Raw genomic sequence first — 26,260 nt, forward strand, 5'->3', positions numbered from 1 at the left:
CTGCCTGCTTCGCTTTCAGGAGGGTTCCATGGCACGTCTCGTCACGGTCGTCACCGGTGGCAGCAGGGGAATCGGCGCCGCGACCTGCCGGCGCCTCGCCGCGGACGGTCACGACGTGGTGGTCGGGTACGTCCGGGGCGCCGAGGCGGCGGAGGCGGTGGCGGACGAAGTCCGCGAGGCCGGCGGGAGCGCGGTCGCGGTGCGGGCGGACACCTCCGTCGAGGCGGACGTCGACCGGCTCTTCGAGGTGGCCGAGCGGGACCTCGGCCCGGTGTCGGGGCTGGTCAACAATGCGGCGGTCACCGGACCGCTGGGCGCGCTCGCCGACACCGACCCGGCGGTCCTGCGCCGTGTCGTCGACGTCAACCTGCTGGGCCCGCTGCTGTGCGCGCGCCGCGCCGCGCAGCTCATGACCCCGCGGGGCGGCGGAGTGATCGTGAACGTGTCCTCCGGTGCGGCCACCCTCGGCAGCCCCGGCGAGTTCGTGCACTACGCGGCGACCAAGGCCGCCGTGGACACCCTGACCCTGGGGCTGGCCAAGGAGCTCGGCCCGGAGGGCATCCGGGTCAACGCCGTGGCGCCCGGGGCGGTGGACACCGACATGCACGCGGAGATGGGGGACCCGGGGCGCGCGCGGCGGATCGCGGCCGGGGTTCCGCTGCGGCGGCCGGGCCGGGTCGAGGAGATCGCCGCGGCGGTGTCCTGGCTGATGTCCGAGGAGGCCTCCTACACCACCGGGGCGGTGCTGAGGGTGGCCGGCGGGCGGTGACCCCGCACCGCAGGGCGGTGCCTACGCGCGGGCGCGCGACGGCGTGTTCAGTCGGTCGTGGGCGGCTGCCCGAAAGCGGTGGGTGACGGCCGCCGCGGCGCGGACTCCATGATCAGGCGCGTGCATTCGGCCGGATCCGTGCGTCCGCTCGCGCACCCGACGTCGTGGCGGCCGGGCCGGCGGGCCTGCTCCCGCCGCCCCGCGGCGGGGCTCCGGCGGCCGGTCGGGTACGGCTCACCGTGCATCCCGAGCATCCGAGCAACTCGGCGGTGACGGCGCCTGCCTCCTCGCCTGCCCCGGACGCGCCGTCGACGGGCACGCCGGGGCCGCGGCGGGGGCGGGTCGCTGCTCGGGCGCTGTGTGCCGGACGTCTTCTCATGCGGCCTCGACGACCTCCCCCCGGCTGGCTGCGGCCCACTCGACCACCAGCAACTCGTACTCCGCCCGCGCCTGGGCCGAGAGCCGGCCGCCGGTGCGCCGCCACAACGCCCGGATCTGCTCGTTCACTTCCTGCGCAGACCGTAAGGGACCTGGAGTCAGGGAATCGGGGGACATGCGGGCCAGACTAGGGGGAGAGGCTGACCGTCCGCCACCGGACGGCTACCCAGACCGCACACCCTCGGTCATATGCGCGCGGCCTTTCCGGGCGCACGCTCCGTACACCCGTGCCGCCGGGACGGCTGCGGGACCGGGCCGCCGCGGATCCGCCGGCGCGGGGGTGTGCCGTGTCCGGATGCCGCCGGTGGCCGCCGGACGGGAGCGGCCGGAGGGTCAGGCGGCGGGGGCCGGGCCGGTCACGGTCCAGCCCGGTGACTGCGGGTGCGCCCGGAGGTCCTCGTGGCGGACCTCTGCGCCGCACGCCGAGCAGGTGACGGTCGGCACCATCGGCTGCCCGCAGGTGTGCTCGACGAGCATGGGCCGGTCGCCGTCGGCGCGCAGGTGCCGGTCACCCCAGGCCATCAGGGTCATCAGTACCGGCTCCAGCTCCAGTCCTGCGGGTGTGGGCCGGTACTCGAAGCGCTGCGGGCGTTCGCTGTAGAGGTGCCTGGCCAGGATTCCGGCGTCGACCAGTCGGCGCAGGCGCGCGGCCAGGATGTCCCGGGGGGCGCCGATGTTGCGGACCAGTTGGTCGAAGCGCCCGTTGCCCAGGCAGGCCTCCCGCAGTACGAGCAGCGAGTACTTCTCGCCGACCACGGCCAGGGTGTCGGCGATCGAGCAGGGGCGTGGGTCCTTCTTGGCGGCCATGGTCACAGTCTAGGGGTGGGTTTGTTCATCCAACCCGCCGATTGGAAAGGTTTGTTTTTCCAACGCGCACGGCTATGGTTGGTCCGAATTTCCAACTCAGTGGTGGTCGGGTCGTCCCGACCCCGCCGCCGCACCGTTCACCGGTCCCCGCAGGAGGCCCGCACCATGCGAGACGCAGTCATCGTCGAAGCCGTCCGGACCCCGATCGGCAAGGGCAGGCCGAACGGCGCCCTCGCACACGTCCACCCGGTCGAGCTCCTCGCCCACACGCTGCGCACCCTCGTCGACCGTTCCGGGGTCGACCCGGCGCTGATCGACGACGTGATCGGCGGCACCGTCGACCAGGTCGGCGAGCAGGCCATGAACACCACGCGCTACGCGGTGCTGTCGGCGGGCTTCCCCGAGAGCGTCCCCGCGACCACCGTCGACCGGCAGTGCGGATCCTCCCAGCAGGCCGTGCACTTCGCCGCCCAGGGCGTCCTGTCCGGTGCCTACGACCTCGTGGTCGCCTGCGGCGTGGAATCCATGAGCCGGGTGCCGATGTGGTCCAACGTGCCGGCCGGCGCGGACCCCTTCGGCCCCGGCGTCGCCGAGCGCTACCCCGAAGGCCTGGTCCCGCAGGGCATCAGCGCCGAACTCATCGCCGCCAAGTGGTCCCTCGGCCGCGGGCAACTGGACGCCTTCGCCGTCTCCTCGCACCGGAAGGCGGCCGCCGCCTGGGACGGCGGCCGGTTCGACGCCGAGGTGGCGCCGCTGGACGGCGTCGCGCGCGACGAGTGCGTCCGCCCGGACAGCACCCCGCGGACTCTCGCCGGACTGCGGCCCGCCTACCACGACCCGGCCTTCGCCGAGCGGTTCCCGCAGATCGAGTGGAACATCACCGCCGGAAACGCCAGCCCGATCAACGACGGCGCCGCCGCGGTGCTGATCACTTCCGGTGAGACCGCCGCCCGGCTGGGGCTGCGACCGCTCGCGCGGCTGCACAGCTTCGCGGTCACCGGATCGGACCCGCTGCTGATGCTCACCGGAGTCGTCCCGGCCACGGAGAAGGTCCTGCGCCGGGCACGGCTGGGCCTGGAGGACATCGATCTGTTCGAGGTCAACGAGGCCTTCTCCAGTGTCGTCCTGGCCTGGCAGCAGGAGACGGGCGCCGACCTCGCCAAGGTCAACGTGCACGGCGGCGCCCTCGCCCTGGGCCATCCCCTGGGCGCCAGCGGCACCCGCCTCACCACCACCCTCGTCCACGCGCTGCGGGCCCGCGGCGCCCGCTACGGCCTGCAGACCATGTGCGAGGCGGGTGGCCTCGCCAACGCGATGATCCTGGAGGCGGTGTAGCCGTCCGCCCGTGTGCGGCGGGCCGGCAGGCGGCACATCCCGGTCAGCGTGTCCGCAACTGGTGGCGTTTGCGCCAGGCGACCGCGGTCCCGGCCAGCGCCGGGACCGCGATGCAGGCCAGAGCCATCAGGAAGGCGGGAGAGGTGGGCGCGGCGGCGCGCGCACCGGCGACCGCGTAAGCGGCGGTGTTGGGCACCGAACCGAGGCCGGTGGCCACCAGGAAGGGCAGGTAGCGCATGCGGGAGACCGCGGCACAGTAGTTGGACGCCGCGAACGGTATGCCCGGAAAGAGCCGGGCCGCCAGCATGGACCGGAAGCCGTGCCGGCTGAGCTGCCCGTCCGCCGCCCGCAGCAGCCGCCCGCGCAGCAGCGGCCGCAGCGCGTCCTGCCCGAGTACGCGACCCAGCCCGAAGGCGACACCGGCGCCCAGGACCGTGCCCGTCAGCGCCGCTCCCAGCCCGAGCTGGGAACCGAACAGCGCTCCCGCCGCCAGATTGAGCAGCGGCCGGGGCACGAACGCGACGGTGCACAGTCCGTACGCCACCGCGAACACCACCGCCGCAGCGGGGCCGCCCAGTTGCGGCGGCCAGCCGTCCGCCAGCAGCCGCTGCGGCCGGAACAGCAGGACGGCCGTCGCGGCGCCCGCCAGCAGTACGACGAGCAGCGAGAAGCGCGACCAGGGCGACAGCAGCACTCTCCCGCACCTCGCGGAGCGGCCGGCGGGACCCCGCACGGCGAGTTCCGGTGCCGCGGCGCGGGGTGAGGCCGCGGCGGTGCCCCCGGAGCGGGTGGTGGCATCGAGCATCCGGTGACACTAACCGACGAACACGTCTGATCGCCGTATGGTGCCTCTCATGCAGCTCCCCACCGCGGACGGCCCTCCCGACCCACCGGCCGGGGCACTCGCCGACACCGTGCTCCAACGGCTGACCACGGTCTACGCCGCTGCGGCGGACCCGTCCACGGCGGCGGCCATGCAGTCCTACATGAAGGACGTCGCCCCCTTCCTCGGCCTGCCCGCGCCCGCCCGCCGCGCCCTGTCCCGCACCGTGCTGCACGGCACTCGGCGACCCGGCGAGGCGGACTGCGCGGCCATCGCCCTGCGCTGCTGGGAGCTGCCCGAGCGCGAGTACCACTACTTCGCCGTCGACTACCTGCGCCGGTACGCGGGATGCTGCTCCTCCGCCTTCCTGCCGGTCGCCCGTCGGCTCGTGACGACGGTCTCCTGGTGGGACACCGTCGACCCGCTCGCCGTCCACCTGGTCGGCTCCCTGGTCGCCGCCGATCCCGCGCTCGCCCACGACATGGACCGCTGGATCGCCGACGACGACCCGTGGGTGGTGCGCACCGCCCTGCTGCACCAACTGCGCTTCGGCGAGCGGACCGACGCCGCGCGCCTGTTCTCCTACTGCCTGCGCCGGTCCGACCACACCGACTTCTTCGTCCGCAAGGCCATCGGCTGGGCCCTGCGCGAATACGCCCGGACCGACCCGGGGGCCGTGCGCGGCTTCCTGGACCGGGAGGGGGACCGGTTCGCACCCCTCAGCGTCCGGGAGGCCCTGAAGAACCTCGGAGGCTGAGCACCACCGCACTACCGCACCACCGCAACACCGCACCAGCACCACCGCACCACCGAGCTGCCGTCCCACGCCAACCACCGAGCTGCCGTCCCACCGCACCACCGGCAGGCAGGGCGCCCCGGTCGGGCGGTGCCGCCACCCCGGGCCGCCGGGAAAACCGTTCGACGCCGGGCCCGCGCGTGCACGATCATCGAGGGCATGTTCCGGTACGCCTTCCCTCTCGCCGCATCCGCCGCCGCGGATGCCCCGAAGGCTGCCGTCCGGGTTCTCCTCGCCGCAGCCGACGGCGCCCGAAGCTGACTCTCCCCGGATCGTCCGGCGGACCCCGCAGGGGGAGGGTCGGAGAGTCCACGGGGTCCCCGTCCCGGCCGTCACTCCGTACGAGCCGGGGCTCCCACTCGGCAACACCGAGAGGCTTCGAGGAACCGCCATGCCCAAGACGGCGTACGCACGCACCAAACCGCACCTGAACATCGGCACCATGGGCCACGTCGACCACGGCAAGACCACGCTGACGGCCGCCATCACCAAGGTGCTGGCCGAGCGCGGCACCGGCACGTTCGTGCCGTTCGACCGCATCGACCGCGCCCCGGAGGAGGCCGCCCGCGGCATCACCATCAACCTCGCGCACGTCGAGTACGAGACCGACACCCGGCACTACGCCCACGTGGACATGCCGGGCCACGCCGACTACGTGAAGAACATGGTCACCGGCGCCGCCCAGCTCGACGGGGCCGTCCTCGTGGTCTCCGCGCTGGACGGGATCATGCCGCAGACCGCCGAACACGTCCTGCTCGCCCGCCAGGTGGGCGTGGACCACATCGTCGTCGCCCTCAACAAGGCCGACGCGGGCGACGAGGAGCTCACCGACCTCGTCGAACTGGAGGTCCGCGAACTGCTCACCGCGCACGGCTACGCAGGCGACTCCGCACCCGTCGTCCGGGTCTCCGGGCTGAAGGCCCTCCAGGGCGACCCGCGGTGGACGGCGTCCGTTCTGGCGCTCCTCGACGCGGTGGACTCCTTCGTGCCGCTGCCGGAGCGCTACCTGGACGCGCCGTTCCTGCTGCCGGTGGAGAACGTGCTGACCATCACCGGCCGGGGCACCGTCGTCACCGGAGCCGTGGAGCGCGGAACCGTCCGGGTCGGAGACCGCGTGGAGGTGCTCGGGGCCGGGGTGGAGACGGTGGTCACGGGGCTGGAGACCTTCGGCAAACCGATGGCGGAGGCGCAGGCCGGGGACAACGTGGCACTGCTGCTGCGGGGCACGGCCCGCGACGCGGTCCGGCGCGGGCACGTCGCCGCCGCTCCCGGCAGCGTCGTTCCCGGCCGCCGGTTCACCGCGCGGGTGTACCTGCTCACCGCAGGCGAGGGCGGGCGGGCCACGCCGGTGAGCACCGGCTACCGGCCGCAGTTCTACGTGCGGACGGCCGACGTGGTGGGTGTCGTCGACCTCGGCGCGGCGGCCGTCGCACGACCCGGCGAGACCGTGGAGATGACGGTCGAGCTGGGGCGGGACGTACCGCTGGAGCCGGGGCTCGGCTTCGCCGTCCGGGAGGGCGGCCGGACCGTTGCGGCGGGGACCGTGACCGCGCTGCTGTGAGGGCGGCCCCACCACCGCCGTGGGGTGCCGCCTCCCGCCTGGGGCGGGAGGCGGCACCCCGGGCACAATGGGACGGTGAACGAGCCCGTCCCCGTCTCCCGCCCCGTCGACCACGGCGTCGCCAGACTGATGCCGGACGTGGACCGCAGGCGGGCCTGGCTGCTCACCGTCGACGGGGCACCGCAGTCGTACGTCGACCTGGACGATCCGGCACACCTGGAGTTCGAGTACGCGCGGAGGCTCGGCCACATGCTGGACACCGCCGCCGAACCGGGCCGGCCGCTCGACGTGCTGCACCTCGGCGGCGGTGCGCTCACCCTGCCGCGGTACCTGGCCGCGACCCGGCCCGGTAGCCGGCAGGACGTCGTCGAGGCGGACCGCGGGCTGCTGGAACTGGTCGCCGAGGAGCTGCCGCTGCCCGCCGGCAGCGGCATCGCCCTGCACGCGTCCGACGCGCGCGCCTGGCTGGAATCGGCACCGGACGCCTCGGCCGACGTGCTGCTCGCCGACGTGTTCGGCGGCAGCCGGGTGCCGGCGCACCTGACCAGCCTCGCCTACGCCCGGCAGGTCGACCGGGTGCTGCGGGCCGACGGCGTCCACGCGGCGAACCTCGCCGACGCCGCGCCGTTTCCGTTCCTGCGCTCCCAACTCGCCACCTTCGCCGAGCTGTTCGAGGAACTCGCGGTGATCGCCGAACCGGGGGTGCTGCGCGGGCGGAGGTTCGGCAACGCGGTGCTGCTGGCCGCGCACCGTCCGCTGGACCTGGCCGGCCTCGCCCGGCTCACAGCCGCCGACGCCTTCCCGGCCAGGGTCGAGCACGGCCCGGCCCTGCGCCGGCTCGTCGGCGACGCGCGACCGGTGACCGACGAGGACGCCGTACCGTCGCCGCTGCCACCCGACGGGGCGTTCCGCATCGGCTGAGCCGCCGCCGGCGCGCCGTGCGGGTCCGGGTACTCCGGCGTGAGCGCACCCGTCGGCGAGCTCAGTCCTGCTGCGGTTCCCCGTTCAGGCGCACCGTGCGCACGATCTTGAGCACCGTTTCCCTGGCGACCTCGTTCCTGACGCCCGTAGCCCCGTAGAAGTCGAAGGAGACGTAGTCGCCGGCCGAGTTCTTGAAGCCGAAGGCGAGCGCCTTGCCGTCGCTCGCGCACTTGCCCTTGTCCGGAGTGTTCGTCGAACGGGCCCAGGCGATGCTGCCCTTGAGGCCGGAGTCGGTGGTGAAGGGCGTCGCCGTCGTGGGCACGGTGATGCTCTTCTTGTCCGGTTGGGTGTAACCCCCGTAGACCCACCAGGCAGGGGTGTTGATCGCCACCTCGTCGGTGTTCTTCGCGCCCTTGGCCCCCTTGGAGCCGATCACCGCCAGCGGGGTGTCGTCGGTGTGGCCGTCCTTGTCGTCGTCCGAGGTGCACCACTTCGACTTGTACTCGGCCGTGCCCGACATCGTGATGATCGGCTTGAAGTCGTCCGAGCTCTCCTCCTCGAACGCGATGCTGAGGCCGGGGGAGTTGACCTCCCAGTCGGCCGGCACGTCGTAGGCGAGACCCCACTTGGGGTTCACCACGACCTTCCAGCCGGGGACGGTCGGTTTCAGGGTCGACTCGCCGCGCGGGTTCTCCTCCCCGGCCGCCGCCGACCGGCTCGGTGCGGAGGACGCCGAGGGGCTCGCCGTGCCCCGGCCCTTGCCGCCGCCGTCGGCCGTGTCGTCCTTGCCGCCGCCCAGCACCAGGAAGCCGGTGACACCGGCCGCCACCACCACCGCAGTCGCCGCCAGGATCGCCACCAGCCTGGTCCGGTTGCCGCCACCGCCGCCACCGCCGGGCGGCTCGGTGGGCCCGGGTGCACCGGCGGGCCCGGGCGCCCCCCACCGAGGCTGCTGCGCATACGGGTTGGGCTGCTGGTAGCCCGGCTGCTGGTACGGGTTGGGCTGCTGGTAACCGGGCTGCCGGTACGGATTGCTCTGCCCGTCCGGGTTCTGCTCTCCCCCGGGCGGCTGCTGCTGTCCTGGCCACATGGCGCACCACCCTAGCCGCGCCCCTGAAACGGAGCGGTCACTGCCCCTTGTCAGGGACGTACCGAGAACGGCGTCCGGCCCGGCAACCACGTGGACGTCGGCGCGGTTGCCGGGCACGCCGGCGCCGCCGCCGGCCTCGGGCCGGGCAGCCCTCAGGGCGGGCCACTCCGCGGCGACCCGGGGCGACCCGGGCCATCCGGGGGCACCCGGATCTACTCGTGGGTAACATGTCGTTCCATGACCGCAGACCAGATGTCCATCGGCGAGATGCTCGCCGCCACGGTGCCCATGGCCCGGACCCTCAACCTCGAGTTCCTCCAGACCGCGCCGGACAAGGCGGTGGTCTCGCTGCCGGACCAGAGCGACTACCACAACCACGTGGGCGGGCCGCACGCCGGAGCGATGTTCACCCTGGGGGAGTCGGCGAGCGGGGCGATCGTGCTGGCCGCGTTCGGCGACCAGCTCTCGCGGGCCGTGCCGCTCGCGGTGCGGGCGGAGATCGCCTACCGCAAGCTGGCGATGGGACCGGTCACCGCCACCGCCACCCTGGGCCGGCCGGCCGCCGAGGTGGTGGCGGAGCTCGACGCGGGGCGGCGTCCCGAGTTCCCGGTCGCCGTCGAGATACGTCGCGCCGACGGCGCCGTCACCGGGGAGATGACCGTCGTCTGGACCCTGAGGCCCAGCAACCCGTCCTGACCGCGGACCGGTCCGGCCGCCGGTGCCGCCGAGGTCGCCCGCAGCGGCGACCGGTCCGGCCGCCGGTGCCGCCGAGGTCGCCCGCAGCGGCCCGCGCCGTGCCGTCGGCGACCGAGGAGCAGCGCGGGCCGGTCGGCGCGGGAACGGTCCCGCTCTCAGCGGTCCACGGAGGAAGACAAGGCGCCCGATGACTGCCGACGATCACTTGTCCGGTCCCCGAGAGCTCCTGCTGGGGGCCACCGTGCGCTCCGTCGGCAGAGCCGCCGACATGGGCGTGATCGAGTGCGCCGACCGCGACGGCGGGGTGATCGGCGTCCACGTGCAGTGCCCGTTCCGGATCCTGCAGGGCGGGCATCTGCTCCTGGGCTCCCGCGACATGCGATTCGCGAGGCGGGGCGCCGGCACAGCCGCCTTCGAGCGGTTCGAGACCGTCTACGACGCGCGTGCCCTGACGTTGAACGGGATACTCGAGCGGCTCCGGCCGCCTGTGACGGACGTGGTCCTCGGCGATGCCGGCAGCCTCGTCGTCCGGTGCCGGGCGGATCTCCGGGTCGAGGCCTTCCCCGACTGCTCCGGTTCCGTCGAGGCGTGGCGCGTCTTTCTTCGGGGCGGCCCGCACACCGGCTTCCCGGACGACGTCGTCCGCGGCGAAACGACGCCACCGCGGGATCCGCTCCGCCCCGGCGCCGAGGCGGACACCGGTCCCGAGGGGACGCCGTAGGCGGCGGAGCGAGCCGAGGGCGCCGACGGCAGGCGGGCCGTCGCGGGCCCGCCACCGACCCTCGACCCGGCGCCCGGCCCGGGGAGCAGGGGAACCCGGTCAGGCCGCCGGCCGGTCCCGCTCGGTCCGCCCCGGCTCCAGCCCGCTGACGAAGTCCCGCAGCCAGGCCGCGAACTCCGCCCCCAGGTCGGGGCGTTCGCAGGCCAGCCGGACCACCGTGCGCAGGTACTCGACCTTGTCACCGGTGTCGTAGCGCAGCCCGGAGAACAGCACGCCGTGCACCGTACCGGCGGCGGCCAGGTCCTGGAGGGCGTCGGTGAGCTGGATCTCGCCGCCGCGCCCGGGCGGGGTGCGTTCGAGTACGTCGAAGACGGCCGGGTCGAGAACGTAGCGCCCGATGACCGCGTACCGGCTCGGCGCGGTCTCCGATGACGGCTTCTCCACCAGACCGGTGACGCGGACGACACCGTCCTCGGACGTCGGCTCGACCGCTGCGCAGCCGTAGAGGTGGACCTGCTCCGCCGGTACCTCCAGCAGCGCCACCACGCTTCCCGCGTGCCGGTCGCGCACGTCCAGCATGCGGTTCAGCAGGGTTTCGCGCGGGTCCATCAGATCGTCCCCGAGCAGCACCGCGAACGGCTGGTCGCCCACGTGCCGCCTGGCGCACAGCACCGCGTGCCCCAGGCCGAGGGGCTCGCCCTGGCGCAGATGGTGGATGTCGGCGAGCCGGGCCGGGTCGCGCACCGCGTCCAGTCGCGCCGTGTCGCCCTTGGCGGCCAGCGTCTGCTCCAGTTCGAAGGCGTGGTCGAAGTGGTCCTCGATGGCCCGCTTGTGCCGGCCGGTGATCATCAGGATGTCGTCCAGGCCCGCCGCCGCGGCCTCCTCGACGACGTACTGGATGGCCGGTTTGTCGACGACCGGCAGCATCTCCTTGGGGGTCGCCTTGGTCGCGGGAAGGAAACGCGTCCCCAGCCCGGCGGCGGGGACGACCGCTTTGCGGACGGGCCGGCGGGAGGGGGTTGCGGTGAGGGACGGCACGGGTGCGCGGTGACGGGCGTTCATGCCCGCCATGCTGGACGAGCGGAATATGAGCGAACCCGGAGTGGCGTGGGAGATTCCTGTGACGGCCGGGTTCCGGCCACTGACGGCCGAGTTCCGGCCACCATCCCCCCGTGCGGTGCGGCCGCCGGGCCGCCGGGGCGTCGCTGCCGGTCGACCTCCCCTCCGAGGCTGCCGGTCGACCTCCCCTCCGCTGGAGCCCTGCCGGACGCCGCCGCGGACGGGAGTCAGGCGGGTGGCACCGGCCGGACACCCGCCGCCGACCCGGTAGGCTTCCAGGAGTGCGCCTGCTGCGGCGCACCCCCGAGGGGGACGGGGAGCGCGGACAGGGGCGACGGGGAGGAACCGGCGGTGCACGTCCAGGAGTGGCTCGACACGGTGCCCGCGGCCGCCGTCTACGCCGTGGTCGGTCTCGTCATCGGGCTCGAGAGCCTCGGTATCCCGCTGCCGGGCGAGATCATCCTGGTCTCCGCGGCACTGCTCTCCTCGCAGAACGCCGGCGTCAATCCCGTCGTGGTCGGCGCCTGCGCGACCGCGGGCGCGGTCGTCGGCGACTCCCTGGGCTACGCCGTCGGACGCAGGGGCGGCCGCCCACTGCTGGCCTGGCTCGGCCGCAGGTTCCCCCGGCACTTCGGGGAGGCCCATGTCGCCACCGCCGAGCGGTCCTTCCGCAGATGGGGCATGTGGGCCGTGTTCTTCGGCCGCTTCATCGCCCTGCTGCGGATCTTCGCGGGCCCACTCGCGGGCGTACTGCGGATGCCGTACTGGAAGTTCCTGGTCGCCAACGTCCTCGGCGGCGTCGTCTGGGCGGGCGGCACCACCGCCGTCATCTACTACGTCGGCGTGGTCGCCGAGTCCTGGCTGAAGCGGTTCTCGTGGCTGGGCCTGGTGGCGGCGCTGCTGGTCGGGCTGGCCTCCGTACTGGTGCTCCGGTACCGGTCAAGGAAGGCCGAGGCCGCCCTGCGGGCAGCCGAGGCGGAGGCCGTGCCCGCCGCCGAGTAGCGCGCCCGGGGACGCCCTCACCCGTGAACGTCCCCGTGCACCTTCGCCAGGTCCGCGTACATCGTCCCGTTCAGCGTGATCCCCTGCCGCTCCTCCGGCGTCAGTTCCCGGCGCACCTTCGCGGGCACGCCGGCGACCAGAGACCCGGGAGGCACCACCATCCCCTGCGGTACCAGTGCCTGGGCGGCCACCAGCGAACCGGCGCCGACGACCGCCCCGTTGAGCACGGTCGCCCCCATGCCGACCAGGCAGTCGTCCTCGACGGTGGCGCCGTGCAACACGGCGTTGTGGCCGATGGAGACCCGCTCGCCGACGGTCACCGGGAAGCCGGGGTCGGCGTGCAGGGTGCAGTTGTCCTGGACGTTGCTGTGCGCCCCCACCTCGATGCTCTCGACGTCACCGCGCAGCACGGCGCCGTACCAGACGCTCGCGCCCGCCCGCAGCGTCACGTCCCCGATCATCGAGGCGGTGGGCGCCACGAACGCCTCCCCGTCGATCCTCGGTTCCTTGCCGCCGATACCGGTGATCAGCGCCTGATGCGACATGGTTGCCTCCTGACTGCCCGTACCCCGGCACGGTACGCCACCCGGTGGGGCGAAGATCACAGGGCCGCGGACTGATGGTGCGCCACACCGCCGATTACGGTGAGCGGGTGCCCAAGCGCAAGAACACGTTCTCGTCCTGGCGGCGCCGCGCCGCGCAGCGCGCGGTCCACGCGGGCTGGGCCTGGGTGCAGCGCACGGGTTCGGTCACCGCCGACCGGCCGGGCCGGTTCCGCTTCGGTGCGCTGGGCACCGGCACCCGGCTGGCCTTCCCGCTCGGGACCGTCTTCGGCGAGCCCTGGATCCGGATCGGTGCCCACTGCATCATCGCCGAGCAGGTCACCCTGACCGCCGGGCTCATGCCGAACCTGGATCTGGGCACCGAGCCCATCCTGCGCATCGGCGACGGCGTGGTGCTGGGCCGCGGCAGCCACGTCATCGCCGACACGGCGGTCACCATCGGCAGCGACTGCTACTTCGGGCCCTATGTCTACGTCACCTCCACCAACCACTCCTACGACGACCCGCACCAGCCGATCGGCAAGCAGTGGCCGCGGATGGACCCGGTGGAGGTCGGCCCGGGCTGCTGGATCGGCACCGGCGCGGTGATCCTGCCGGGCGCCCGGCTCGGACGGAACGTGGTCGTGGCGGCCGGCTCCGTGGTCCGCGGCGCCGTGCCCGACCACGCCGTGGTGGCCGGCGCGCCGGCCCGGGTGGTGCGGCGCTGGACGCCGGACGGCGGCTGGCAGCCGCCGCTGCGCACCCCGGCGCCGGTGCCGATACCCGACGGCGTCACACCGGAGCAGCTGCTGGCCCTGGCGGAACCGGACGAGGCGGCCGCGGTCCGGACCGCCGAGCCGGACTCCGGGGCCTGAGCGCGCCGGCGCCGCCGCGCGTCCGGACGCGTGCGCGCCCCGGGCCTGCCCGACCGGCTCCTGACGGCGCGGACGGGAGCCGGGCGTCCAGGCTCGGCCCGACCGGGCCGGGCACCCGCGACCTCGGCCCCATGCCGGGCACCCGCGCCTTCGGTCCCATGCCGGGCACCCGCGCCTTCGGTCCCACGCCGGGCACCCGCGGCCCCGGCTAGGGGCCGGCCGCCCCGCCTCGGCCCGAGGCGGGCTGCCCCGGGCTCAGCCCGCGGCCAGAAGCAGCGTTCCGAGCAGCGCCAGGCCCGCGCCCGCCGCCTGGACCGACCGCAGCCGCTCGCTGAGGAATCCGCGCGCGGCCACCGCGGTCACCACCGGATAGAGCGAGGCGAGGACGGCGGCCACGGTGACCGGGCCGTGCTGGGCGGCGACGGAGTAGGTGCCGTTCGCCGCGACGTCGGCGAGGCCGACGAAGGCCAGCGCGGGCAGCGAGGCGCTGGTGAGGCCGCCCCCGGGCAGCGCGGGGGAGCCCCGCCGCACCGAGACCCACAGTGCGGCGCCGCCGGCGGCCACGTTGGTCACCCGCTGCACGAACAGGGCGAGGAACAGGCCGGTGACCGTGGTCGACGCCTCGGCGATCAGTGCGAACACCGCCCCGAAACCGCCCGCGGCCACCAGGGTCAGCACGATGGTCCGGCGCTGCACGGCCGCCCCGCGCAGTTGGGGACCGCCGGCCAGCACCACCCCGGTGACGGCGACCGCGATACCGGCGACCTGGACCAGGCCGGGCCGCTCCCCGAGGGCCAGGCCGACACCCACCGGCACCGCCACGCTCAGGGTGGCCAGCGGGGAGACGACGCCCATCGGGCCGAGGGCGAGCGCGCGGTAGAAGCAGATCATCGCGACCGGGCCGGCCAGGCCGGCCGCGAAGGCGAACCACAACCGGGGCCCGGCCTCGCTCCAGCCGCCGGTGGCGGCCACCAGCACGCCGAGCACGGCTGCCGCGATCGTCTGGGAGACGACGACCACGGTCAGAGCGGGAGTGCGGCGCGTCAGCAGCCCGCCGCCGAAGTCGGCCAGCCCCCACAGGAGGCTGGTGGCCAGGGCGAAGAATGCTGTCACGGGTCGCCTCGCAGTACAGTTCGGTGAACGGTCGGGTGCACCTCATCGTAGTTCAGTGGGGTGCACTGTGGAATTCATTATGTTGAACGGTGAGGGTGGGAACGTTGAGAATCCTGGACGGGACGTGTCGGACCTAGAGCTGCTGACCCGATCTCTGGGGCGCAACGTCAAACGCTGGCGCAACGAACGCGGCTTCACCCTGGACGCGCTCGCGACCCGGGCCGGCGTCAGCCGCGGAATGCTCATCCAGATCGAACAGGCGCGCACCAACCCGAGCATCGGCACCGTGGTGAAGATCGGGGATGCGCTGGGCGTCAGCATCACCACCCTGCTCGACTACGAGCAGGGCCCCAGGGTCCGGATCGTCCCCGCCGACCAGGCCGTCCGGCTGTGGCACAGCGAGGCGGGCGGCTACAACCGGCTGCTCGCGGGGACGGAGGCCCCCGGCCCGCTGGAGATGTGGGACTGGCGGCTGATGCCGGGGGAGTCCAGCCCCTCCGACCCGCACCCCGCGGGCACGGTCGAGTTGGTGCACGTGACGGCGGGCGAGCTGACACTGACCGTGGACGGGGTGCCGCACCGCGTCCCCGCGGGTGCCAGCGCCTCCTTCGAGGCCGACGCACCGCACGCGTACGGCAACGAGGGCGACGTACCGATGGAGATGGTCCTCGCGGTGTCCGTGCCGCCCGTGCGCTGAGCCGGACGGCTCCCGTCCCGGCCCGCACGGCGGGTCCGGGCCGGTGCCCGTCCCGTCCGGGTGCCGTCGGTACCACTCGTGCTGCTCGCGCACGGCTGTCGGCGCGCAGGAGCACGGCTGTTAGCGTGCCGTCATGCGCGCGCCGATCGGTGACTTCGACACCGCCACCCCAGCACCCGACTGCCTCGACGAGTTGATCCGGCCGGTCGCGGACGCCGTTCGCCACTGGCGCGGCAGCGTGCCCGCCGACCGGATCGTCCACGTCGACACCGAACCGGAGTGGGCCGACACCGCGGTCTTCGTCGAGCACTACGGTCGCGAACTGCTGGAGCAGTCCGCGAACTGCGTGGTGGTGGCGGGCAAGCGCGGCGGAACGACCACCCTGGCCGCGTGCCTGGTGCTCTCCACCACCCGCGTCGACGTCAACGGCGTCGTCCGGCGCCGGCTCGGGGCCCGCAAGGCCTCCTTCGCCCCGACGGACACGGCGACCGGCGAGACCGGCATGGAGTACGGCGGCATCACCCCGATCGGCCTGCCCGAGGGCTGGCCGGTGCTCGTCGACGCGGCCGTCGCCGACCTGCCGTACGTCCTGGTCGGCAGCGGACGCCGGCGGGGGAAGCTGCTGGTGCCCGGCAAAGCGCTGGCCGAATTGCCCGGCGCCGACGTGGTGGAGGGCCTGGGCATCGCCTGACCCGCTGCCGGGCGCCGGCCCTTGCCGGGCGCCGGCCCTTGCCGGGCGCCGGCCCCTGCCGGGCCCCGGCTCCTGTAGAGCGTCCGGTTCCCCGTCGGGCGCCGGTCCCGCGTCCGGCGCCGGGTACCGGACGGACACCGGGCAGTGGACGCCGCAGGGTGCCGGCCCTCCCCGCCCGCCGCGATCAGCCCAGCCGCGGGATCTCGATCGCGGGACAGCGGTCCATCACCATCTCCAGGCCCGCCGACCGGGTCCGCTCGTAGGCCGCCTCGTCGACGACGCCCAGTTGGAACCAGACGGCTCGGGCACCCGCGGCCACCGCCTCGTCGGCGACCGCACCGGCCAGAGCGCTGTTCACGAAGACGTCCACGACGTCCACGCCGAAGGGAATCTCCGCCAGCGAGGCGTACCCCGGCTCGCCGTGAACGGTCTCCGCCTTCGGATGCACGGGCACCACACGTTTGCCGAAGCGCTGCAGCACCTCGGCCACCCCGTAGGCCGCCCGGCGGCGGTTGGAGGACAGCCCCACCACGGCCCAGGTGTCGCCCAGCTCGGTGAGGATCTTGCGGATCGTTGCCTCGTCGCCGTACACGAACGGTCTCCCTCGGTCTCGGAAGGTGCTCTCCCGAAGCACAACCGTGCACGAAGGAGCCGGATTCCGCGCACGCCGGCGCGGGCGCCGTGTCCGGATCGCGTGCCACCGGACTGCGCGCCGCCGCGCGCCCGCCTAGGCTCGCCCTGTGCTGCGCATCACGGACGACCGCACCGGGCAGAACGTCGAGGCCGCCCCCCTCCGGCGCGGGCTGACCCGCGTCGAGGCCCACGACCCCGGCCTCGACCCCACCGCACTGCGGGTACTGCTCGTCACCGACCTGCTCGTACGCGCCCTGGAGCTGGAGGGCACACCCGTGTGGACGGTGTTCACCGGCGACCGGCAGCAGGCCGAACTGCGCACGGACGCGGCCGCCCTCGGTGTCCGCCCCCTGGAGGACGGCCGCGGTCTCGGCGCCGCGCTGGGCGAGGCCCAGACCGTCCACGTCGCCGAGCGGGGAACCCGAGTCCCGGACGGCGTGCTCGTCGGCGTCGCCCCCGTCGAGCCGGCGCCCGGACCGCCCGCGCGGAGCGCACTGCCCGCGCACACCGACCCGTCCGCCGTACGCCTGGCGCTGCTCGCCGCCCCCCGCGGCGCACCCCTGCGGCTGGACCCGCCCGCGCTGACCGGAGCCCGCGACACGCTCACCCGCTGGCGGCGCGCCGTCGCCGGCTGGGCGCGTAGCCCCTCGCGCCCCGTCCCGGACACCGTCCGCGGCCGGCTGCGCGCCGCCTGGGAGGACGACCTGGACGTGCCGGCGGTGCTGGACACGCTGCGTTCGGTGGAGCAGGCCGGGCCCGAGTTGCCGGACGGCGCGCGCTTCGAGACGTACGCGTACGCCGACCGGCTGCTCGGTCTCGAACTCACCCGCGACCTCGGGACACCGCCGTGACGGAACGCGCCGAGCCGGGGCCGGGGCGCCGCCTGGTGCTGCTCCGGCACGCCAAGTCGGCCCGGCCCGAGGGCGTCCCCGACCACGAGCGCCCCCTGGCGCCCCGCGGCCGGCGGGACGCCCCCGCCGCCGGGCGGGCGCTCGCCGAGGCCGGCTGCCTTCCCGACCTCGCCCTGTGCTCCACCGCCCTGCGCGCCCGGCAGACCTGGGAACTGGCGTGCGCGCAGTGGAGCGATCCGCCGCCGGTGCGCTACGACGCACGCCTCTACCACGCCGACGCGACGCGCCTGCTCGACGTGGTGAGGGAAGCGCCCGCGCAGACCGCGACCCTGCTCCTGCTCGGACACGACCCCGCGCTGGTGGACCTGGCCCTGCACCTCGCCGGCGAGGGCGCCGGCGACACCCTGGACCGGGTCCGCGCCGCCTTCTCCACCTCCGCGCTCGCGATCCTGACCTGGCACGGCCCCACCTGGCAGGTGCTCACCGGGCAGGCGGCCCGGCTGACCGCGGTGACCGTGCCCAGGGGGCAGCGGACCTGAACGGTGCCCGCCGCGGCGCCGGTCACGAGCCCGCCGCACGCCGGCCCCCGGGACCCCGGAGCGTCACCTGCCCCCGGGACCTCGAAGCCGTCACCTGCCCCCGGGGCCACGGAGCCGTCACCTGCCCCCGGGGCCACGGAGCCGTCACCTGCCCCCGGGACCTCGAAGCCGTCACCTGCCCCGGGGCCACGGAGCCGTCACCTGCCCCGGGGCCACGGAGCCGTCACCTGCCCCCGGCTAGGCTGGCCGGATGCAGCACGAGTACCGCACCGTCGCCCGCGCCGGTGTGCACGAGACCGAGGTCAACCGCTCCCGCTTCCGGTGCACGCTCGCCCCGGCGGCCACCGAGCGGGAGGCCCGGGACTTCGTCGCCGCGGTGAGCCGGGAGCACGCCGACGCCTCCCACAACTGCTGGGCGTACGTCGTCGGCGCGGACGCCGCCGTGCAGAAGTCCGGCGACGACGGCGAACCGGGCGGCACCGCGGGTCTGCCCATGCTGCAGATGCTGCTCCGCCGCGACACGCGGTACGTCGTCGCCGTCGTCACCCGCTACTTCGGCGGCGTGAAGCTCGGAGCGGGCGGCCTGATCCGCGCCTACGGCGGCGCCGTGGGCGAGGCGCTGGACGCCCTCGGCACCGTTACCCGGCGCCGCTTCCGGCTGGCCACGGTGACCGTCGACCACCAGCGCGCCGGCAAACTGCAGAACGACCTGCGCGCCACCGGACGGGAGGTGCGGGACGTGCACTACGGCGAGTCGGTCACCCTGGAGATCGGGCTGCCGGACACCGGGGTCGACGCCTTCCGGGACTGGCTCGCCGACGCCACCGCGGGCACCGCCACCCTCGAACTGGGCGGGGAGGCCTACTCGGACGCCTGAGCGCGGGCGGCGCCGGGCGCCGGCCGGGACGCACCCGGCCGGCCCGCTCACCAGGTGCCGATGTCCGAGTCGTCGACGTCGCCGCCCCATTCCACGGTGCGGTCGGAGGGCGGCGCCTCGCCCTCCTCGACCCAGGCCTCCAGCGCGGCGAACACGGTGCGGTACACCGGCAGCATCGGGCGCAGCCGGCCGGGGAAGTGGTCGCAGAACCCCTCGACGTGCGTGCCGCCCCGGATGCGGTACTGGCGGTGCAGGTCGCCGCGACCGGCCGCGGCGACCAGCGCGGCGTATCCGTCGGAGTGGATCCCGATGGGCAGCAGGGTGTCGAGGGTGCCGTGGAAGGACAGCAGCGGTCTGCCGAGGGCGCCGGTCAGCTCGATCCGGGAGACCGCCTCCCGCACGGCGGCGGGGCGGCCGGCGTAGTCGTAGTCCGCGTCCGCGCCGGGCTCGCCCGGTGCGGCGAACGGCACCCCGGTGCCGGGCAGGCCCGGGCCGGGGTACCCGGGGTCGAACACCGCGCGGTAGGTGCGCTGGGTGAAGTCCCAGTAGATCCGGTGGTGGGCCTCCCACAGGAACTCCGAACCGGCAGGCAGTCCCGCCTCCACGAGCCGCGCGTGCGCCTCGGTGGACCCGGTGTCGCGGTAGCGGGGGTAGTGGGCGAGGAACTCCGGCAGGTGGGTGAAGAGGTTGGGTCCCTCGGCCCGCCAGAGCGGCCCCTCCCAGTCGACGCCGCCGTCGTACAGGTCGGGGTGGCGCTCCAGCTGCAACCGCGTCGCGTAGCCGCCGTTGGAGACACCGGTGACGTAGGTGCGCGACGGCTCGCCGCCGTAGTGGAGCCGCACCGTTGCACGGGCGGCCACCGCCAGCTCCCGCAGGCGGTACTCCCACTCGGCCAGGGTGTCCCCGGGGCGGTGCCCGGCGGTGTGGAACTCGGGGCCGGAATTGCCCTTGTCGGTGGCCGCGTAGGCGTAGCCGGCGGCGACCGCCCAGTCGCCGATCACCCGGTCGACGGCGTACTGGCGCCGGACCCCCGGTGCCGCGGTGACCAGCAGTTTGCCGTTCCAGCGGGTCGGCAGGCGCAGCACGAACTGGGCGTCGTGGTGCCAGCCGTGATGGTCGTTGAGGCGGGTCGGAGAGGGAAAGCAGCCGTCGATCTGCACCCCGGGCACCGGCTCCCGGGGCGGCGGGGTGTCCGCGGAGTGCAGGGCCTCCCAGTCCGCGCGCACGGTGTGGCCGCTGACCAGGGTGCCGGTCGTGGTGAGGTCGTCGAGGACCGCGGACCGCTGCCGCTCGGTGCCGGGCACGCGCACGGTGCGGCGTGCACCGGAGGCGGCGCGCGCCGGGGTGCCGGTGTGCGCGGGGGTGTCGGGCATCGCGGAGTCCTTCCGAACGGCTGACATGGGTGTGGGACAGGTCCCGCCGCGCCCCGGGGGGCCTCCCGGGGTGCGAGCCCCCGCCCGGGGGCCCGGCCGCCGGGCGGGGCCGGCGGCGCGGGTGCGGCGGGTGGTGCGCGCGACCGGCCGTCGAGGAGGTGGGCCGCCGCCCTCCCGGCAGGCCCCTGCTGCCGCGGTCGCGGTGGTCCCGCCTCGGCACCGGGCCCGTCGGTACCGGGCCCGTCGGTACCGGGCCCGTCGGTACCGGGCCCGTCGGTACCGGGTCCGCCGGTCGCGCCGTGGTGCCTGCCCCGCCGCGGTGCCACCGGTTTCCGCGTCGCGCCCGTACCACTCGGTGCGCGCAGGCGCGGCAACGGCACCGCGACGGACGTGCGGCGACTGTACAGTCCGCACCCCTCGCGGACCATGGGCCGTACACCCATGCCTCCCCCCGCCGGTGTGGCGGTGGGCACCACCCCGCTGCCGCACTGCCGCACTGCCGCACTGCCGCACTGCCGCACTGCCGCACTGCCGCACCGCCGCACCGCCGCACCGCCGCGGCCGCGGGAGCCGGACGCCCGGTCCGCCCCTCTGCCGCGGGCGTGTGCGGTCCGTCGTGACCGGGGCGGCCACTCCCACCCGGCGGCGCTGCCGCCCCGCCCCCGGCACCTGCCGTCCGGAACGCACCCGGGGCCGCGCACCGCGCCGCCCCGGGAAGCCCGGCCGGCCGGACGCGCCGCCTCCGGGATGTGGTGTCCGCCCACACAAGTCGGGCCCGCGATGTCTCCGACCGTCACATGTCGCCGACCGCTTCCCCGGCCCTACGGTTCCCGCAATCGCCGAGCCGCGCCACGGTGCCCGGTGGCGATTCCCGAAGTCCAGCGACACCCAGGAGCCGACCATGACGCCCCGTTCGGACACTGAGAACAGACGGACGGCCCGCGCCGCCACCCGATCAGGGCGGGTGCGCCGCCAGCTGGCCGCCGTCGTGGCCTGCGGGCTGCTCGCCGTCGGCTGCAGCAAGGCCGGCACCGCCGGCACGGCGAGCGACGGGTCCGGGGGCGACGCCCCGGTGAAGGTCGGTCTCGTCTACTCCAAGACCGGGCCGCTCGCGGCGTACGGCAAGCAGTACATCGAGGGGTTCCGGGCCGGCCTCGACTACGCGACCAAGGGCACCGGGAAGGTCGACGGGCACCGTGTCGAGCTGTCCGTGCAGGACGACGCGGGCGACCCGGCGAAGGCCGTGTCGGAGGCGAAGGACCTCATCGGCAAGGGCTGCACGATCCTCGCCGGCTCGACCTCCTCCGGTGTGGCCCTCCAGGTGGCCCCGGTCGCCGCCCAGAACAAGGTGCTGTTCATCAGCGGGCCGGCCGCCGCCGACAAGATCACCGGCCTGAACAGGTACACCTTCCGCTCCGGCCGCCAGTCGTACCAGGACATCCGCACCGCGGCCGCGTTCATCGGGCGCGACGCGAACGGCAGCAAGGTCACGGTACTGGCCCAGGACAGCGCCTTCGGCCAGGCGAACGTGGCGGCCGTCAAGGCGGTGCTCGGGAAGGAGGGCGCGACGGTGAAGTCGGTGCTCGCCCCGCCGAGCGCGACCGACCTCACGCCGTTCGCCAAGCAGGCCAAGTCCTCCAAGCCCGACCTGCTGTTCGTGGCCTGGGCGGGGGACACCGCCTCCGCCCTGTGGACCTCGCTCACCCAGCAGGACGTCTTCTCCTCGACCAAGGTGGTGACCGGCCTCGACCTGGCGGCCTCGTACCCGCTGTTCGGCCCGGCGGCCACCAGGATCTCCTTCCTGAACCACTACTTCGACGGCGCCGCGCAGACCGACGTCGAGCGCGCCATGACCGACGCCGTGCAGAAGGCCGGCAGCACGCCGGACATCTTCACCCCGGACGGGTTCACCGCCGCGCAGATGATCGTGCACGCCGTGCAGACCGCCAAGGGCGCGGACGACACCTCCGCCATGGTGAAGGCCCTGGAGGGCTGGAGCTTCGACGGGGTGAAGGGCAGGCTCACCGTCCGCGCCGAGGACCACGCACTGCTCCAGCCCATGTTCCAGGTGAAGCTGACCGGCAGCGACAAGTCCCCGAAGCCCGCCGTGGTGCAGACCCTCCCCGCCGACGAGGTCGCCCCGCCGGTGGCCCCGATGGCGGGCTGACCCATGGCGAACCCCGCATCCGCATCCGGCCCGGTGTCCCGGGACAGCCGCCGGACCGAGGCGGAGCGCGGCGCCGGAACCGGGGCGGCGGTCGCCGCCGCCCCGGTCCTGCGGCTGCGCGACCTCGGCTGGTCGGTCCGCGGCGTGCCGATCGTGCAGGACGTGTCGTTGAGCGTCGACGAGGGAGAGTTCGTCGCCTTCATCGGCCCCAACGGGGCAGGCAAGACCTCCCTGTTCAACCTGGTCTCCGGGATCCGTCCGGCCACCGCGGGCACCGTCGAGCTCGACGGCGCCGACATCACCGTCGCCGGAGTGCACACCCGCGCCCGCAGAGGCCTCGGCCGGACCTTCCAGACCTCCTCCCTGTGGCCGGGGATGACGGTGGCCGAGCACGTGCGGCTGGCCGCGCAGGCCGCCGCCGGACCGCGCGCCTCCTACCGGCTGTGGCGTCGCGCCGACCGCTACGCGCGGCAGGTGGCCGACACCCTGGAGCGCACCGAACTCGCCGACCGGGCGGAGACGCCCGCCGCGGCGCTGTCCCACGGCGAGAAGCGCAAGCTCGAACTCGCCGTGCTGCTCGTCGGCGATCCCCGGGTCATCCTGCTGGACGAGCCGATGGCCGGGGTCAGCGCCGAGGAGGTACCGGCGCTGACCGAGCTGATCCGGTCCGTCCACCGCGACCTGGGCCGCACCGTACTGATGGTGGAGCACCACATGGACGTCCTGCTGCAACTGGCCGACCGCCTCGCCGTGATGCACCACGGAACGCTGCTGGCGCTCGACACCCCGGCGGCGGTGATGGCCGACGCCACCGTGCAGGAGGCCTACCTCGGGGAGGCGCTGTGACCGGGCCGAACCCGGCGCCGCCCGGCGCCTCCGCACCCTCCGCGCACACCGCGGCGGGCGGACCGCCGTCCGCCGCCTCCCGGCCCCTGCTCACCGTGCGCGACCTGCGGGTCGTGATCGACGGGCTGCACATCCTGCACGGGGTGGACCTGGAGGTGGCCCCGGCCGGGGTGACCGCACTGCTCGGCCGCAACGGGGCGGGCAAGACCACCACGGTCCGGGCCGTGATGGGGCTGGTCCCGCGCACCGGCGGGATCCGGCTCGAAGGGGAGGACCTCTCCCGGCTGCCGACCCATCAGGTGGTGCGGCGCGGCATCGGCTACATCCCCGAGGACCGGGGCATCTTCGCCCAGCTCACCGTGGCCGAGAACCTGCGGCTGGCGGAGCGGGACGCACGGCCCGCCTATCCGCTGGTGCACGAACTCTTCCCCGAACTGAAGAAACGAGAAAGGCAGTTGGCCGGAACCCTGTCCGGTGGCCAGCAGCAGATGGTGGCCATCGCCCGGACCCTGCTCAACGGCAACAGACTGATCATCGCCGACGAGCCCACCAAGGGCCTGGCACCCAGGATCGTCACCGAGGTCGCCGACGTGTTCGACCGGGTGGCCCGCAGCGTGCCCGTGCTGCTCGTCGAGCAGAACCTCGCCCTGGTGCGGCGCGTCGCCGGAACCTGCGCCGTGCTGGCCGACGGGCACACCGTCCACCAGGGAGCCACCGCGGAACTGCTCGCCGACGACGAGGCGGCCCGGCGGCTGCTCGGAGTGGGCAGCCACCGCACCCCGCCGCCCGCCCGGACCGCACCGCCGGCCCCGGAGGGGAACCGCTGATGGACACCGTCATCCTCCTGATGTGCACCGGTCTCGGACTGGGCGCGCTGTACTTCCTCGTCGCCTCGGGCCTGTCGCTGATCTTCGGCCTGATGGACGTCCTCAACTTCGCGCACGGGGCGCTCCTCTCGGTCGGCGCCTACGCCGCTTGGTGGGCCGCCGCCGAAGGCGGTACGGGCTTCCTCGCCGCCGTGGCCTTCGGCACCGGAGTCGGCACCCTTGCCTCCGTCCTGCTGGAACTGGTGCTGATCCGGCCGCTGTACAGCCGGCCGCGCGACCAGATCCTGGCCACCGTCGGCGTCGGTCTCGCCGTCCCGGCGCTGCTGATGGGCGTCTGGGGCGCCGACGCCCGGCCGTTCCCGCAGCCGTCCGCGCTGTCCGGAACCGTGCACGTCCTCGGCGCGGTCGTCCCGGTCAACCGGTTCGTGCTGATGGGCGCCGCGGTCCTGGTGCTGGTCGCGCTGCGGCTGTTCCTGTCCCGCACCCGGTACGGCCTGATCGTTCGGGCGGGGGTCGAGGACCGGGCGATGGTCACCGCCCTCGGAATCGACGTACGCAGGGCGTTCACGCTGGTGTTCGCGATCGGCGGGGCCGCCGCCGCGCTCGGCGGCGCGCTCGCCGGGCTGTACTTCGGCTCGGTCAACCCGGGTCAGGGCACCGGCCTGCTGATCTTCGCGTTCGTGGTGGTCGTCATGGGCGGGATGGGCTCGGTCACCGGCGCCGCCACCGCCTCCGCCGGCGTCGGCCTCGTCCAGCAGTTCGCCAACTACTACACCGCCGCCGGCCTCGGCGACCTGTCGGTCGTCGTGCTGCTCGCCGTACTGCTCCTGGTACGGCCCGGCGGACTGACCGGGAGGCTCGCATGACGCTCCTCGGACGCTGGTGGCCGGCCGCCCTGCTGGTCGTACTGGTTCTCGTCCCGTTCAGCGCCGTGCCGGTGCCCGGGCTGCTGGACGGTCCGCTGGGGAGCCCCGGCACCCTCCAACTCCTCGGCCTGTGCCTGCTCTACGGCGCCCTCGCCACCGGGTACGACCTGCTGCTCGGCCGCACCGGGCTGCTCTCCTTCGGCCACGCGCTCTACTTCGCCGCCGGCCTGTACGTCACCGACCTGGCCATGCTGGAGTGGAGGCTCCCCTTCGCGGCCGCGGCACTGGTCGGCGTCGGCTGCACGCTGCTGCTCGCGGTGCTGCTGGGCGCGGTCGGGCTGCGCGTGTCCGGTATCGGCTTCTCCATGGTGACGCTGGCCTTCGCGCAGGCCGGGGCGATCCTCGTCTCGCGCGATCCGGGCGGCCTCACCGGTGGTGAGGAGGGGCGGGCCGTCCCGGCCGACCTGCTGCCGGACGGGCTGGTCGGCATCCAGAACACCGCCACCCTCTACTGGATCGCCCTCGCCTACCTGGTCCTCACGCTCGGCGTGGTGCACTGGACCGTGTCCTCGCCCCTGGGACGGGTGTGGGCCGGGATCCGGGAGAACGAGCGCCGGGTGGAGGTGCTCGGCCTGCGCCCCTACGGGTTCAAGCTGGTCGCCTTCGTGGTCGCGGGCGGCCTCGCCGGCGCCGGAGGCGTGGTCTACCTGCTGCTCACCGGCGGTGCCACACCGCAGGCCGCCTCCTCCGACGCCACCCTGGCACTGCTGGTGATGGTGGTGCTCGGCGGCTCCGGCAGCCGCTGGGGTCCGCTGCTCGGCGGGGTGCTGTACACCTGGGCGGACCACCGGCTCGGCGACCTGGCCAACTCGGAGACCGTCGCGGGCCTGCCCGCGGTGCTGCGGGTACCGCTGTCCCAGCCGCTGTTCCTGCTCGGGGCCCTCTTCGTGGCCGTGGTCTACCTGCTGCCCGGCGGCCTCGCCGGGCTGCCCGCCCGGATCCGTGCCGGCCGCCGCGCCGCGGGGACCGGATCCCGTGCGGTGCCCGGACGGACCGCGGGCTCCGCGGCCGCGCCCGCCGGCTCCGGGCCCGCGTCCGGGGCCGCCCCGGGGGCCACCGAGGCCCCGGGAGCCCGGGAGGGCAGCGCCGTCTGAGGCGGCGCACCGTGTGAGACGGCCCCCACGCCCCGGCAGCGCAGGCATCCCCGCTGCCGGGGCCGAGGGCTGCGTGCGGGCCGACACCCGCGGGCCTTCCCGCGCCGGCCCGCACGCCGGAGCGGGCCGGCACGCGGGTGTCGGCCCGCACGTCGGCGTTGGCCCGCGAACGGCAGCAGGCGCCCGCACCG

Annotated in this window: 28 protein-coding genes; 19 read left to right on the forward strand and 9 right to left on the reverse strand. The window is 74.7% G+C overall.

The annotated features are described in order from the left end of the window. Window positions 1-28: 28 nt before the first annotated feature. Window positions 29-769 carry an SDR family NAD(P)-dependent oxidoreductase gene (locus tag ACL02U_RS15905; protein ID WP_412791512.1) on the forward strand — a complete coding sequence of 247 codons (741 nt, stop codon included), beginning with the start codon at window positions 29-31 and terminating at the stop codon, window positions 767-769. 375 nt (window positions 770-1,144) lie between these two features. On the opposite strand, the gene ACL02U_RS15910 is transcribed toward ACL02U_RS15905, so the two are convergent. Continuing rightward, window positions 1,145-1,324 carry a hypothetical protein gene (locus ACL02U_RS15910; RefSeq protein ID WP_412791470.1) on the reverse strand — a complete coding sequence of 60 codons (180 nt, stop codon included), beginning with the start codon at window positions 1,322-1,324 and terminating at the stop codon, window positions 1,145-1,147. Between the two features lie 216 nt (window positions 1,325-1,540). Then, a complete protein-coding gene (locus ACL02U_RS15915) occupies window positions 1,541-2,014 on the reverse strand; it encodes a winged helix-turn-helix transcriptional regulator (protein ID WP_412791471.1) in 474 nt (157 codons plus the stop codon). A 165-nt stretch (window positions 2,015-2,179) separates the two neighbouring features. Here ACL02U_RS15915 and ACL02U_RS15920 point away from each other — a divergent pair, with 165 nt between their 5' ends. After that, the gene (locus ACL02U_RS15920; protein ID WP_412791472.1) at window positions 2,180-3,349 is read left to right on the forward strand and encodes a thiolase family protein; all 1,170 of its coding nucleotides are present in this window, start codon (window positions 2,180-2,182) and stop codon (window positions 3,347-3,349) included. A gap of 43 nt (window positions 3,350-3,392) precedes the next feature. Here ACL02U_RS15920 and ACL02U_RS15925 read toward each other — a convergent pair whose 3' ends face one another. After that, window positions 3,393-4,154, reverse strand: coding sequence for a TVP38/TMEM64 family protein (locus tag ACL02U_RS15925; RefSeq protein WP_412791473.1), 762 nt, complete (start codon window positions 4,152-4,154; stop codon window positions 3,393-3,395). Between the two features lie 49 nt (window positions 4,155-4,203). Here ACL02U_RS15925 and ACL02U_RS15930 point away from each other — a divergent pair, with 49 nt between their 5' ends. The 3 genes from ACL02U_RS15930 to ACL02U_RS15940 all read left to right on the forward strand — a co-directional run bounded on the left by ACL02U_RS15930 (window position 4,204) and on the right by ACL02U_RS15940 (window position 7,450). Next, window positions 4,204-4,929 carry a DNA alkylation repair protein gene (locus ACL02U_RS15930; RefSeq protein WP_412791474.1) on the forward strand — a complete coding sequence of 242 codons (726 nt, stop codon included), beginning with the start codon at window positions 4,204-4,206 and terminating at the stop codon, window positions 4,927-4,929. Window positions 4,930-5,359: 430 nt separating this feature from the next. Beyond that, window positions 5,360-6,529 carry an elongation factor Tu gene (gene tuf / locus ACL02U_RS15935; protein ID WP_412791475.1) on the forward strand — a complete coding sequence of 390 codons (1,170 nt, stop codon included), beginning with the start codon at window positions 5,360-5,362 and terminating at the stop codon, window positions 6,527-6,529. A gap of 75 nt (window positions 6,530-6,604) precedes the next feature. Then, window positions 6,605-7,450 carry a spermidine synthase gene (locus ACL02U_RS15940; RefSeq protein ID WP_412791476.1) on the forward strand — a complete coding sequence of 282 codons (846 nt, stop codon included), beginning with the start codon at window positions 6,605-6,607 and terminating at the stop codon, window positions 7,448-7,450. 61 nt (window positions 7,451-7,511) lie between these two features. Here ACL02U_RS15940 and ACL02U_RS15945 read toward each other — a convergent pair whose 3' ends face one another. Beyond that, complete coding sequence (locus ACL02U_RS15945; RefSeq protein ID WP_412791477.1) at window positions 7,512-8,540, reverse strand: hypothetical protein; 1,029 nt, start codon at window positions 8,538-8,540, stop codon at window positions 7,512-7,514. Window positions 8,541-8,792: 252 nt separating this feature from the next. On the opposite strand from ACL02U_RS15945, the gene ACL02U_RS15950 reads away from it, so the two are divergent. Together ACL02U_RS15950 and ACL02U_RS15955 are read left to right on the forward strand one after the other, a co-directional pair. Beyond that, window positions 8,793-9,236, forward strand: a complete 444-nt coding sequence (locus ACL02U_RS15950; RefSeq protein WP_412791513.1) for a DUF4442 domain-containing protein — start codon at window positions 8,793-8,795, stop codon at window positions 9,234-9,236. 187 nt (window positions 9,237-9,423) lie between these two features. Beyond that, window positions 9,424-9,957: a hypothetical protein gene (locus ACL02U_RS15955; RefSeq protein WP_412791478.1), complete on the forward strand. Its 534-nt coding sequence runs from the start codon at window positions 9,424-9,426 to the stop codon at window positions 9,955-9,957. 99 nt (window positions 9,958-10,056) lie between these two features. On the opposite strand, the gene galU is transcribed toward ACL02U_RS15955, so the two are convergent. Then, window positions 10,057-11,019, reverse strand: a complete 963-nt coding sequence (gene galU / locus ACL02U_RS15960; RefSeq protein ID WP_412791479.1) for a UTP--glucose-1-phosphate uridylyltransferase GalU — start codon at window positions 11,017-11,019, stop codon at window positions 10,057-10,059. A gap of 348 nt (window positions 11,020-11,367) precedes the next feature. Here galU and ACL02U_RS15965 point away from each other — a divergent pair, with 348 nt between their 5' ends. Further along, window positions 11,368-12,018 (forward strand): DedA family protein, encoded by a 651-nt coding sequence (locus tag ACL02U_RS15965; protein ID WP_412791480.1) that lies wholly within the window; start codon window positions 11,368-11,370, stop codon window positions 12,016-12,018. Window positions 12,019-12,035: 17 nt separating this feature from the next. Here the strand turns inward: ACL02U_RS15965 and ACL02U_RS15970 are convergent, their stop codons facing one another. Beyond that, a complete protein-coding gene (locus ACL02U_RS15970; protein WP_412791481.1) occupies window positions 12,036-12,563 on the reverse strand; it encodes a gamma carbonic anhydrase family protein in 528 nt (175 codons plus the stop codon). A 74-nt stretch (window positions 12,564-12,637) separates the two neighbouring features. Between ACL02U_RS15970 and ACL02U_RS15975 the strand changes: the two genes are divergently transcribed. Continuing rightward, the gene (locus ACL02U_RS15975) at window positions 12,638-13,435 is read left to right on the forward strand and encodes an acyltransferase (protein WP_412791514.1); all 798 of its coding nucleotides are present in this window, start codon (window positions 12,638-12,640) and stop codon (window positions 13,433-13,435) included. A gap of 255 nt (window positions 13,436-13,690) precedes the next feature. Here the strand turns inward: ACL02U_RS15975 and ACL02U_RS15980 are convergent, their stop codons facing one another. Continuing rightward, window positions 13,691-14,548 carry an EamA family transporter gene (locus ACL02U_RS15980; RefSeq protein WP_412791482.1) on the reverse strand — a complete coding sequence of 286 codons (858 nt, stop codon included), beginning with the start codon at window positions 14,546-14,548 and terminating at the stop codon, window positions 13,691-13,693. Between the two features lie 124 nt (window positions 14,549-14,672). On the opposite strand from ACL02U_RS15980, the gene ACL02U_RS15985 reads away from it, so the two are divergent. Then, window positions 14,673-15,245, forward strand: a complete 573-nt coding sequence (locus ACL02U_RS15985; protein WP_412791483.1) for a helix-turn-helix domain-containing protein — start codon at window positions 14,673-14,675, stop codon at window positions 15,243-15,245. Window positions 15,246-15,378: 133 nt separating this feature from the next. Then, window positions 15,379-15,936 carry a YbaK/EbsC family protein gene (locus ACL02U_RS15990; protein WP_412791484.1) on the forward strand — a complete coding sequence of 186 codons (558 nt, stop codon included), beginning with the start codon at window positions 15,379-15,381 and terminating at the stop codon, window positions 15,934-15,936. A 184-nt stretch (window positions 15,937-16,120) separates the two neighbouring features. Here the strand turns inward: ACL02U_RS15990 and ACL02U_RS15995 are convergent, their stop codons facing one another. After that, a complete protein-coding gene (locus ACL02U_RS15995; RefSeq protein ID WP_412791485.1) occupies window positions 16,121-16,528 on the reverse strand; it encodes a CoA-binding protein in 408 nt (135 codons plus the stop codon). A gap of 148 nt (window positions 16,529-16,676) precedes the next feature. Here ACL02U_RS15995 and ACL02U_RS16000 point away from each other — a divergent pair, with 148 nt between their 5' ends. The 3 genes from ACL02U_RS16000 to ACL02U_RS16010 all read left to right on the forward strand — a co-directional run bounded on the left by ACL02U_RS16000 (window position 16,677) and on the right by ACL02U_RS16010 (window position 18,836). Continuing rightward, window positions 16,677-17,420 carry a hypothetical protein gene (locus ACL02U_RS16000; RefSeq protein WP_412791486.1) on the forward strand — a complete coding sequence of 248 codons (744 nt, stop codon included), beginning with the start codon at window positions 16,677-16,679 and terminating at the stop codon, window positions 17,418-17,420. Further along, window positions 17,417-17,959: a SixA phosphatase family protein gene (locus ACL02U_RS16005; protein WP_412791487.1), complete on the forward strand. Its 543-nt coding sequence runs from the start codon at window positions 17,417-17,419 to the stop codon at window positions 17,957-17,959. The genes ACL02U_RS16000 and ACL02U_RS16005 overlap by 4 nt, the downstream gene beginning before the upstream one ends. A 250-nt stretch (window positions 17,960-18,209) precedes the next feature. Beyond that, window positions 18,210-18,836 carry a YigZ family protein gene (locus ACL02U_RS16010; protein WP_412791488.1) on the forward strand — a complete coding sequence of 209 codons (627 nt, stop codon included), beginning with the start codon at window positions 18,210-18,212 and terminating at the stop codon, window positions 18,834-18,836. Window positions 18,837-18,883: 47 nt separating this feature from the next. On the opposite strand, the gene ACL02U_RS16015 is transcribed toward ACL02U_RS16010, so the two are convergent. Further along, complete coding sequence (locus tag ACL02U_RS16015) at window positions 18,884-20,209, reverse strand: tannase/feruloyl esterase family alpha/beta hydrolase (RefSeq protein ID WP_412791489.1); 1,326 nt, start codon at window positions 20,207-20,209, stop codon at window positions 18,884-18,886. Between the two features lie 901 nt (window positions 20,210-21,110). On the opposite strand from ACL02U_RS16015, the gene ACL02U_RS16020 reads away from it, so the two are divergent. The 5 genes from ACL02U_RS16020 (at window position 21,111) to ACL02U_RS16040 (ending at window position 26,069) form a co-directional block, all read left to right on the forward strand. Continuing rightward, on the forward strand, window positions 21,111-22,376 hold the full coding sequence (locus ACL02U_RS16020; protein ID WP_412791490.1) for a substrate-binding domain-containing protein: 1,266 nt from the start codon (window positions 21,111-21,113) through the stop codon (window positions 22,374-22,376). 3 nt (window positions 22,377-22,379) lie between these two features. Continuing rightward, window positions 22,380-23,222 (forward strand): ABC transporter ATP-binding protein, encoded by an 843-nt coding sequence (locus tag ACL02U_RS16025; protein WP_412791491.1) that lies wholly within the window; start codon window positions 22,380-22,382, stop codon window positions 23,220-23,222. A gap of 95 nt (window positions 23,223-23,317) precedes the next feature. Continuing rightward, entirely contained in the window at window positions 23,318-24,049 is a 732-nt protein-coding gene (locus ACL02U_RS16030; RefSeq protein WP_412791515.1) for an ABC transporter ATP-binding protein, read from the forward strand. Next, entirely contained in the window at window positions 24,049-24,915 is an 867-nt protein-coding gene (locus ACL02U_RS16035; RefSeq protein ID WP_412791492.1) for a branched-chain amino acid ABC transporter permease, read from the forward strand. Before ACL02U_RS16030 ends, ACL02U_RS16035 begins: the two co-directional genes overlap by 1 nt. Further along, window positions 24,912-26,069, forward strand: a complete 1,158-nt coding sequence (locus ACL02U_RS16040; RefSeq protein ID WP_412791493.1) for a branched-chain amino acid ABC transporter permease — start codon at window positions 24,912-24,914, stop codon at window positions 26,067-26,069. The genes ACL02U_RS16035 and ACL02U_RS16040 overlap by 4 nt, the downstream gene beginning before the upstream one ends. The last annotated feature ends 191 nt before the right edge of the window (window positions 26,070-26,260 follow it).

It is taken from the genome of Streptomyces sp. MS06 (assembly GCF_047200655.1).
Lineage (GTDB): Bacteria > Actinomycetota > Actinomycetes > Streptomycetales > Streptomycetaceae > Streptomyces.

What these genes read in the sequence shown, in the direction of transcription:
- ACL02U_RS15905 (WP_412791512.1), top strand. Translation starts at nt 29, where the DNA reads ATGGCACGTCTCGTCACGGTCGTCACCGGTGGCAGCAGGGGAATCGGC.
- ACL02U_RS15910 (WP_412791470.1), bottom strand. Translation starts at nt 1,324, where the DNA reads ATGTCCCCCGATTCCCTGACTCCAGGTCCCTTACGGTCTGCGCAGGAA.
- ACL02U_RS15915 (WP_412791471.1), bottom strand. Translation starts at nt 2,014, where the DNA reads ATGGCCGCCAAGAAGGACCCACGCCCCTGCTCGATCGCCGACACCCTG.
- ACL02U_RS15920 (WP_412791472.1), top strand. Translation starts at nt 2,180, where the DNA reads ATGCGAGACGCAGTCATCGTCGAAGCCGTCCGGACCCCGATCGGCAAG.
- ACL02U_RS15925 (WP_412791473.1), bottom strand. Translation starts at nt 4,154, where the DNA reads ATGCTCGATGCCACCACCCGCTCCGGGGGCACCGCCGCGGCCTCACCC.
- ACL02U_RS15930 (WP_412791474.1), top strand. Translation starts at nt 4,204, where the DNA reads ATGCAGCTCCCCACCGCGGACGGCCCTCCCGACCCACCGGCCGGGGCA.
- tuf (WP_412791475.1), top strand. Translation starts at nt 5,360, where the DNA reads ATGCCCAAGACGGCGTACGCACGCACCAAACCGCACCTGAACATCGGC.
- ACL02U_RS15945 (WP_412791477.1), bottom strand. Translation starts at nt 8,540, where the DNA reads ATGTGGCCAGGACAGCAGCAGCCGCCCGGGGGAGAGCAGAACCCGGAC.
- ACL02U_RS15950 (WP_412791513.1), top strand. Translation starts at nt 8,793, where the DNA reads ATGTCCATCGGCGAGATGCTCGCCGCCACGGTGCCCATGGCCCGGACC.
- ACL02U_RS15955 (WP_412791478.1), top strand. Translation starts at nt 9,424, where the DNA reads ATGACTGCCGACGATCACTTGTCCGGTCCCCGAGAGCTCCTGCTGGGG.
- galU (WP_412791479.1), bottom strand. Translation starts at nt 11,019, where the DNA reads ATGAACGCCCGTCACCGCGCACCCGTGCCGTCCCTCACCGCAACCCCC.
- ACL02U_RS15970 (WP_412791481.1), bottom strand. Translation starts at nt 12,563, where the DNA reads ATGTCGCATCAGGCGCTGATCACCGGTATCGGCGGCAAGGAACCGAGG.
- ACL02U_RS15975 (WP_412791514.1), top strand. Translation starts at nt 12,638, where the DNA reads ATGGTGCGCCACACCGCCGATTACGGTGAGCGGGTGCCCAAGCGCAAG.
- ACL02U_RS15990 (WP_412791484.1), top strand. Translation starts at nt 15,379, where the DNA reads ATGCGCGCGCCGATCGGTGACTTCGACACCGCCACCCCAGCACCCGAC.
- ACL02U_RS16010 (WP_412791488.1), top strand. Translation starts at nt 18,210, where the DNA reads ATGCAGCACGAGTACCGCACCGTCGCCCGCGCCGGTGTGCACGAGACC.
- ACL02U_RS16015 (WP_412791489.1), bottom strand. Translation starts at nt 20,209, where the DNA reads ATGCCCGACACCCCCGCGCACACCGGCACCCCGGCGCGCGCCGCCTCC.
- ACL02U_RS16020 (WP_412791490.1), top strand. Translation starts at nt 21,111, where the DNA reads ATGACGCCCCGTTCGGACACTGAGAACAGACGGACGGCCCGCGCCGCC.
- ACL02U_RS16025 (WP_412791491.1), top strand. Translation starts at nt 22,380, where the DNA reads ATGGCGAACCCCGCATCCGCATCCGGCCCGGTGTCCCGGGACAGCCGC.
- ACL02U_RS16035 (WP_412791492.1), top strand. Translation starts at nt 24,049, where the DNA reads ATGGACACCGTCATCCTCCTGATGTGCACCGGTCTCGGACTGGGCGCG.
- ACL02U_RS16040 (WP_412791493.1), top strand. Translation starts at nt 24,912, where the DNA reads ATGACGCTCCTCGGACGCTGGTGGCCGGCCGCCCTGCTGGTCGTACTG.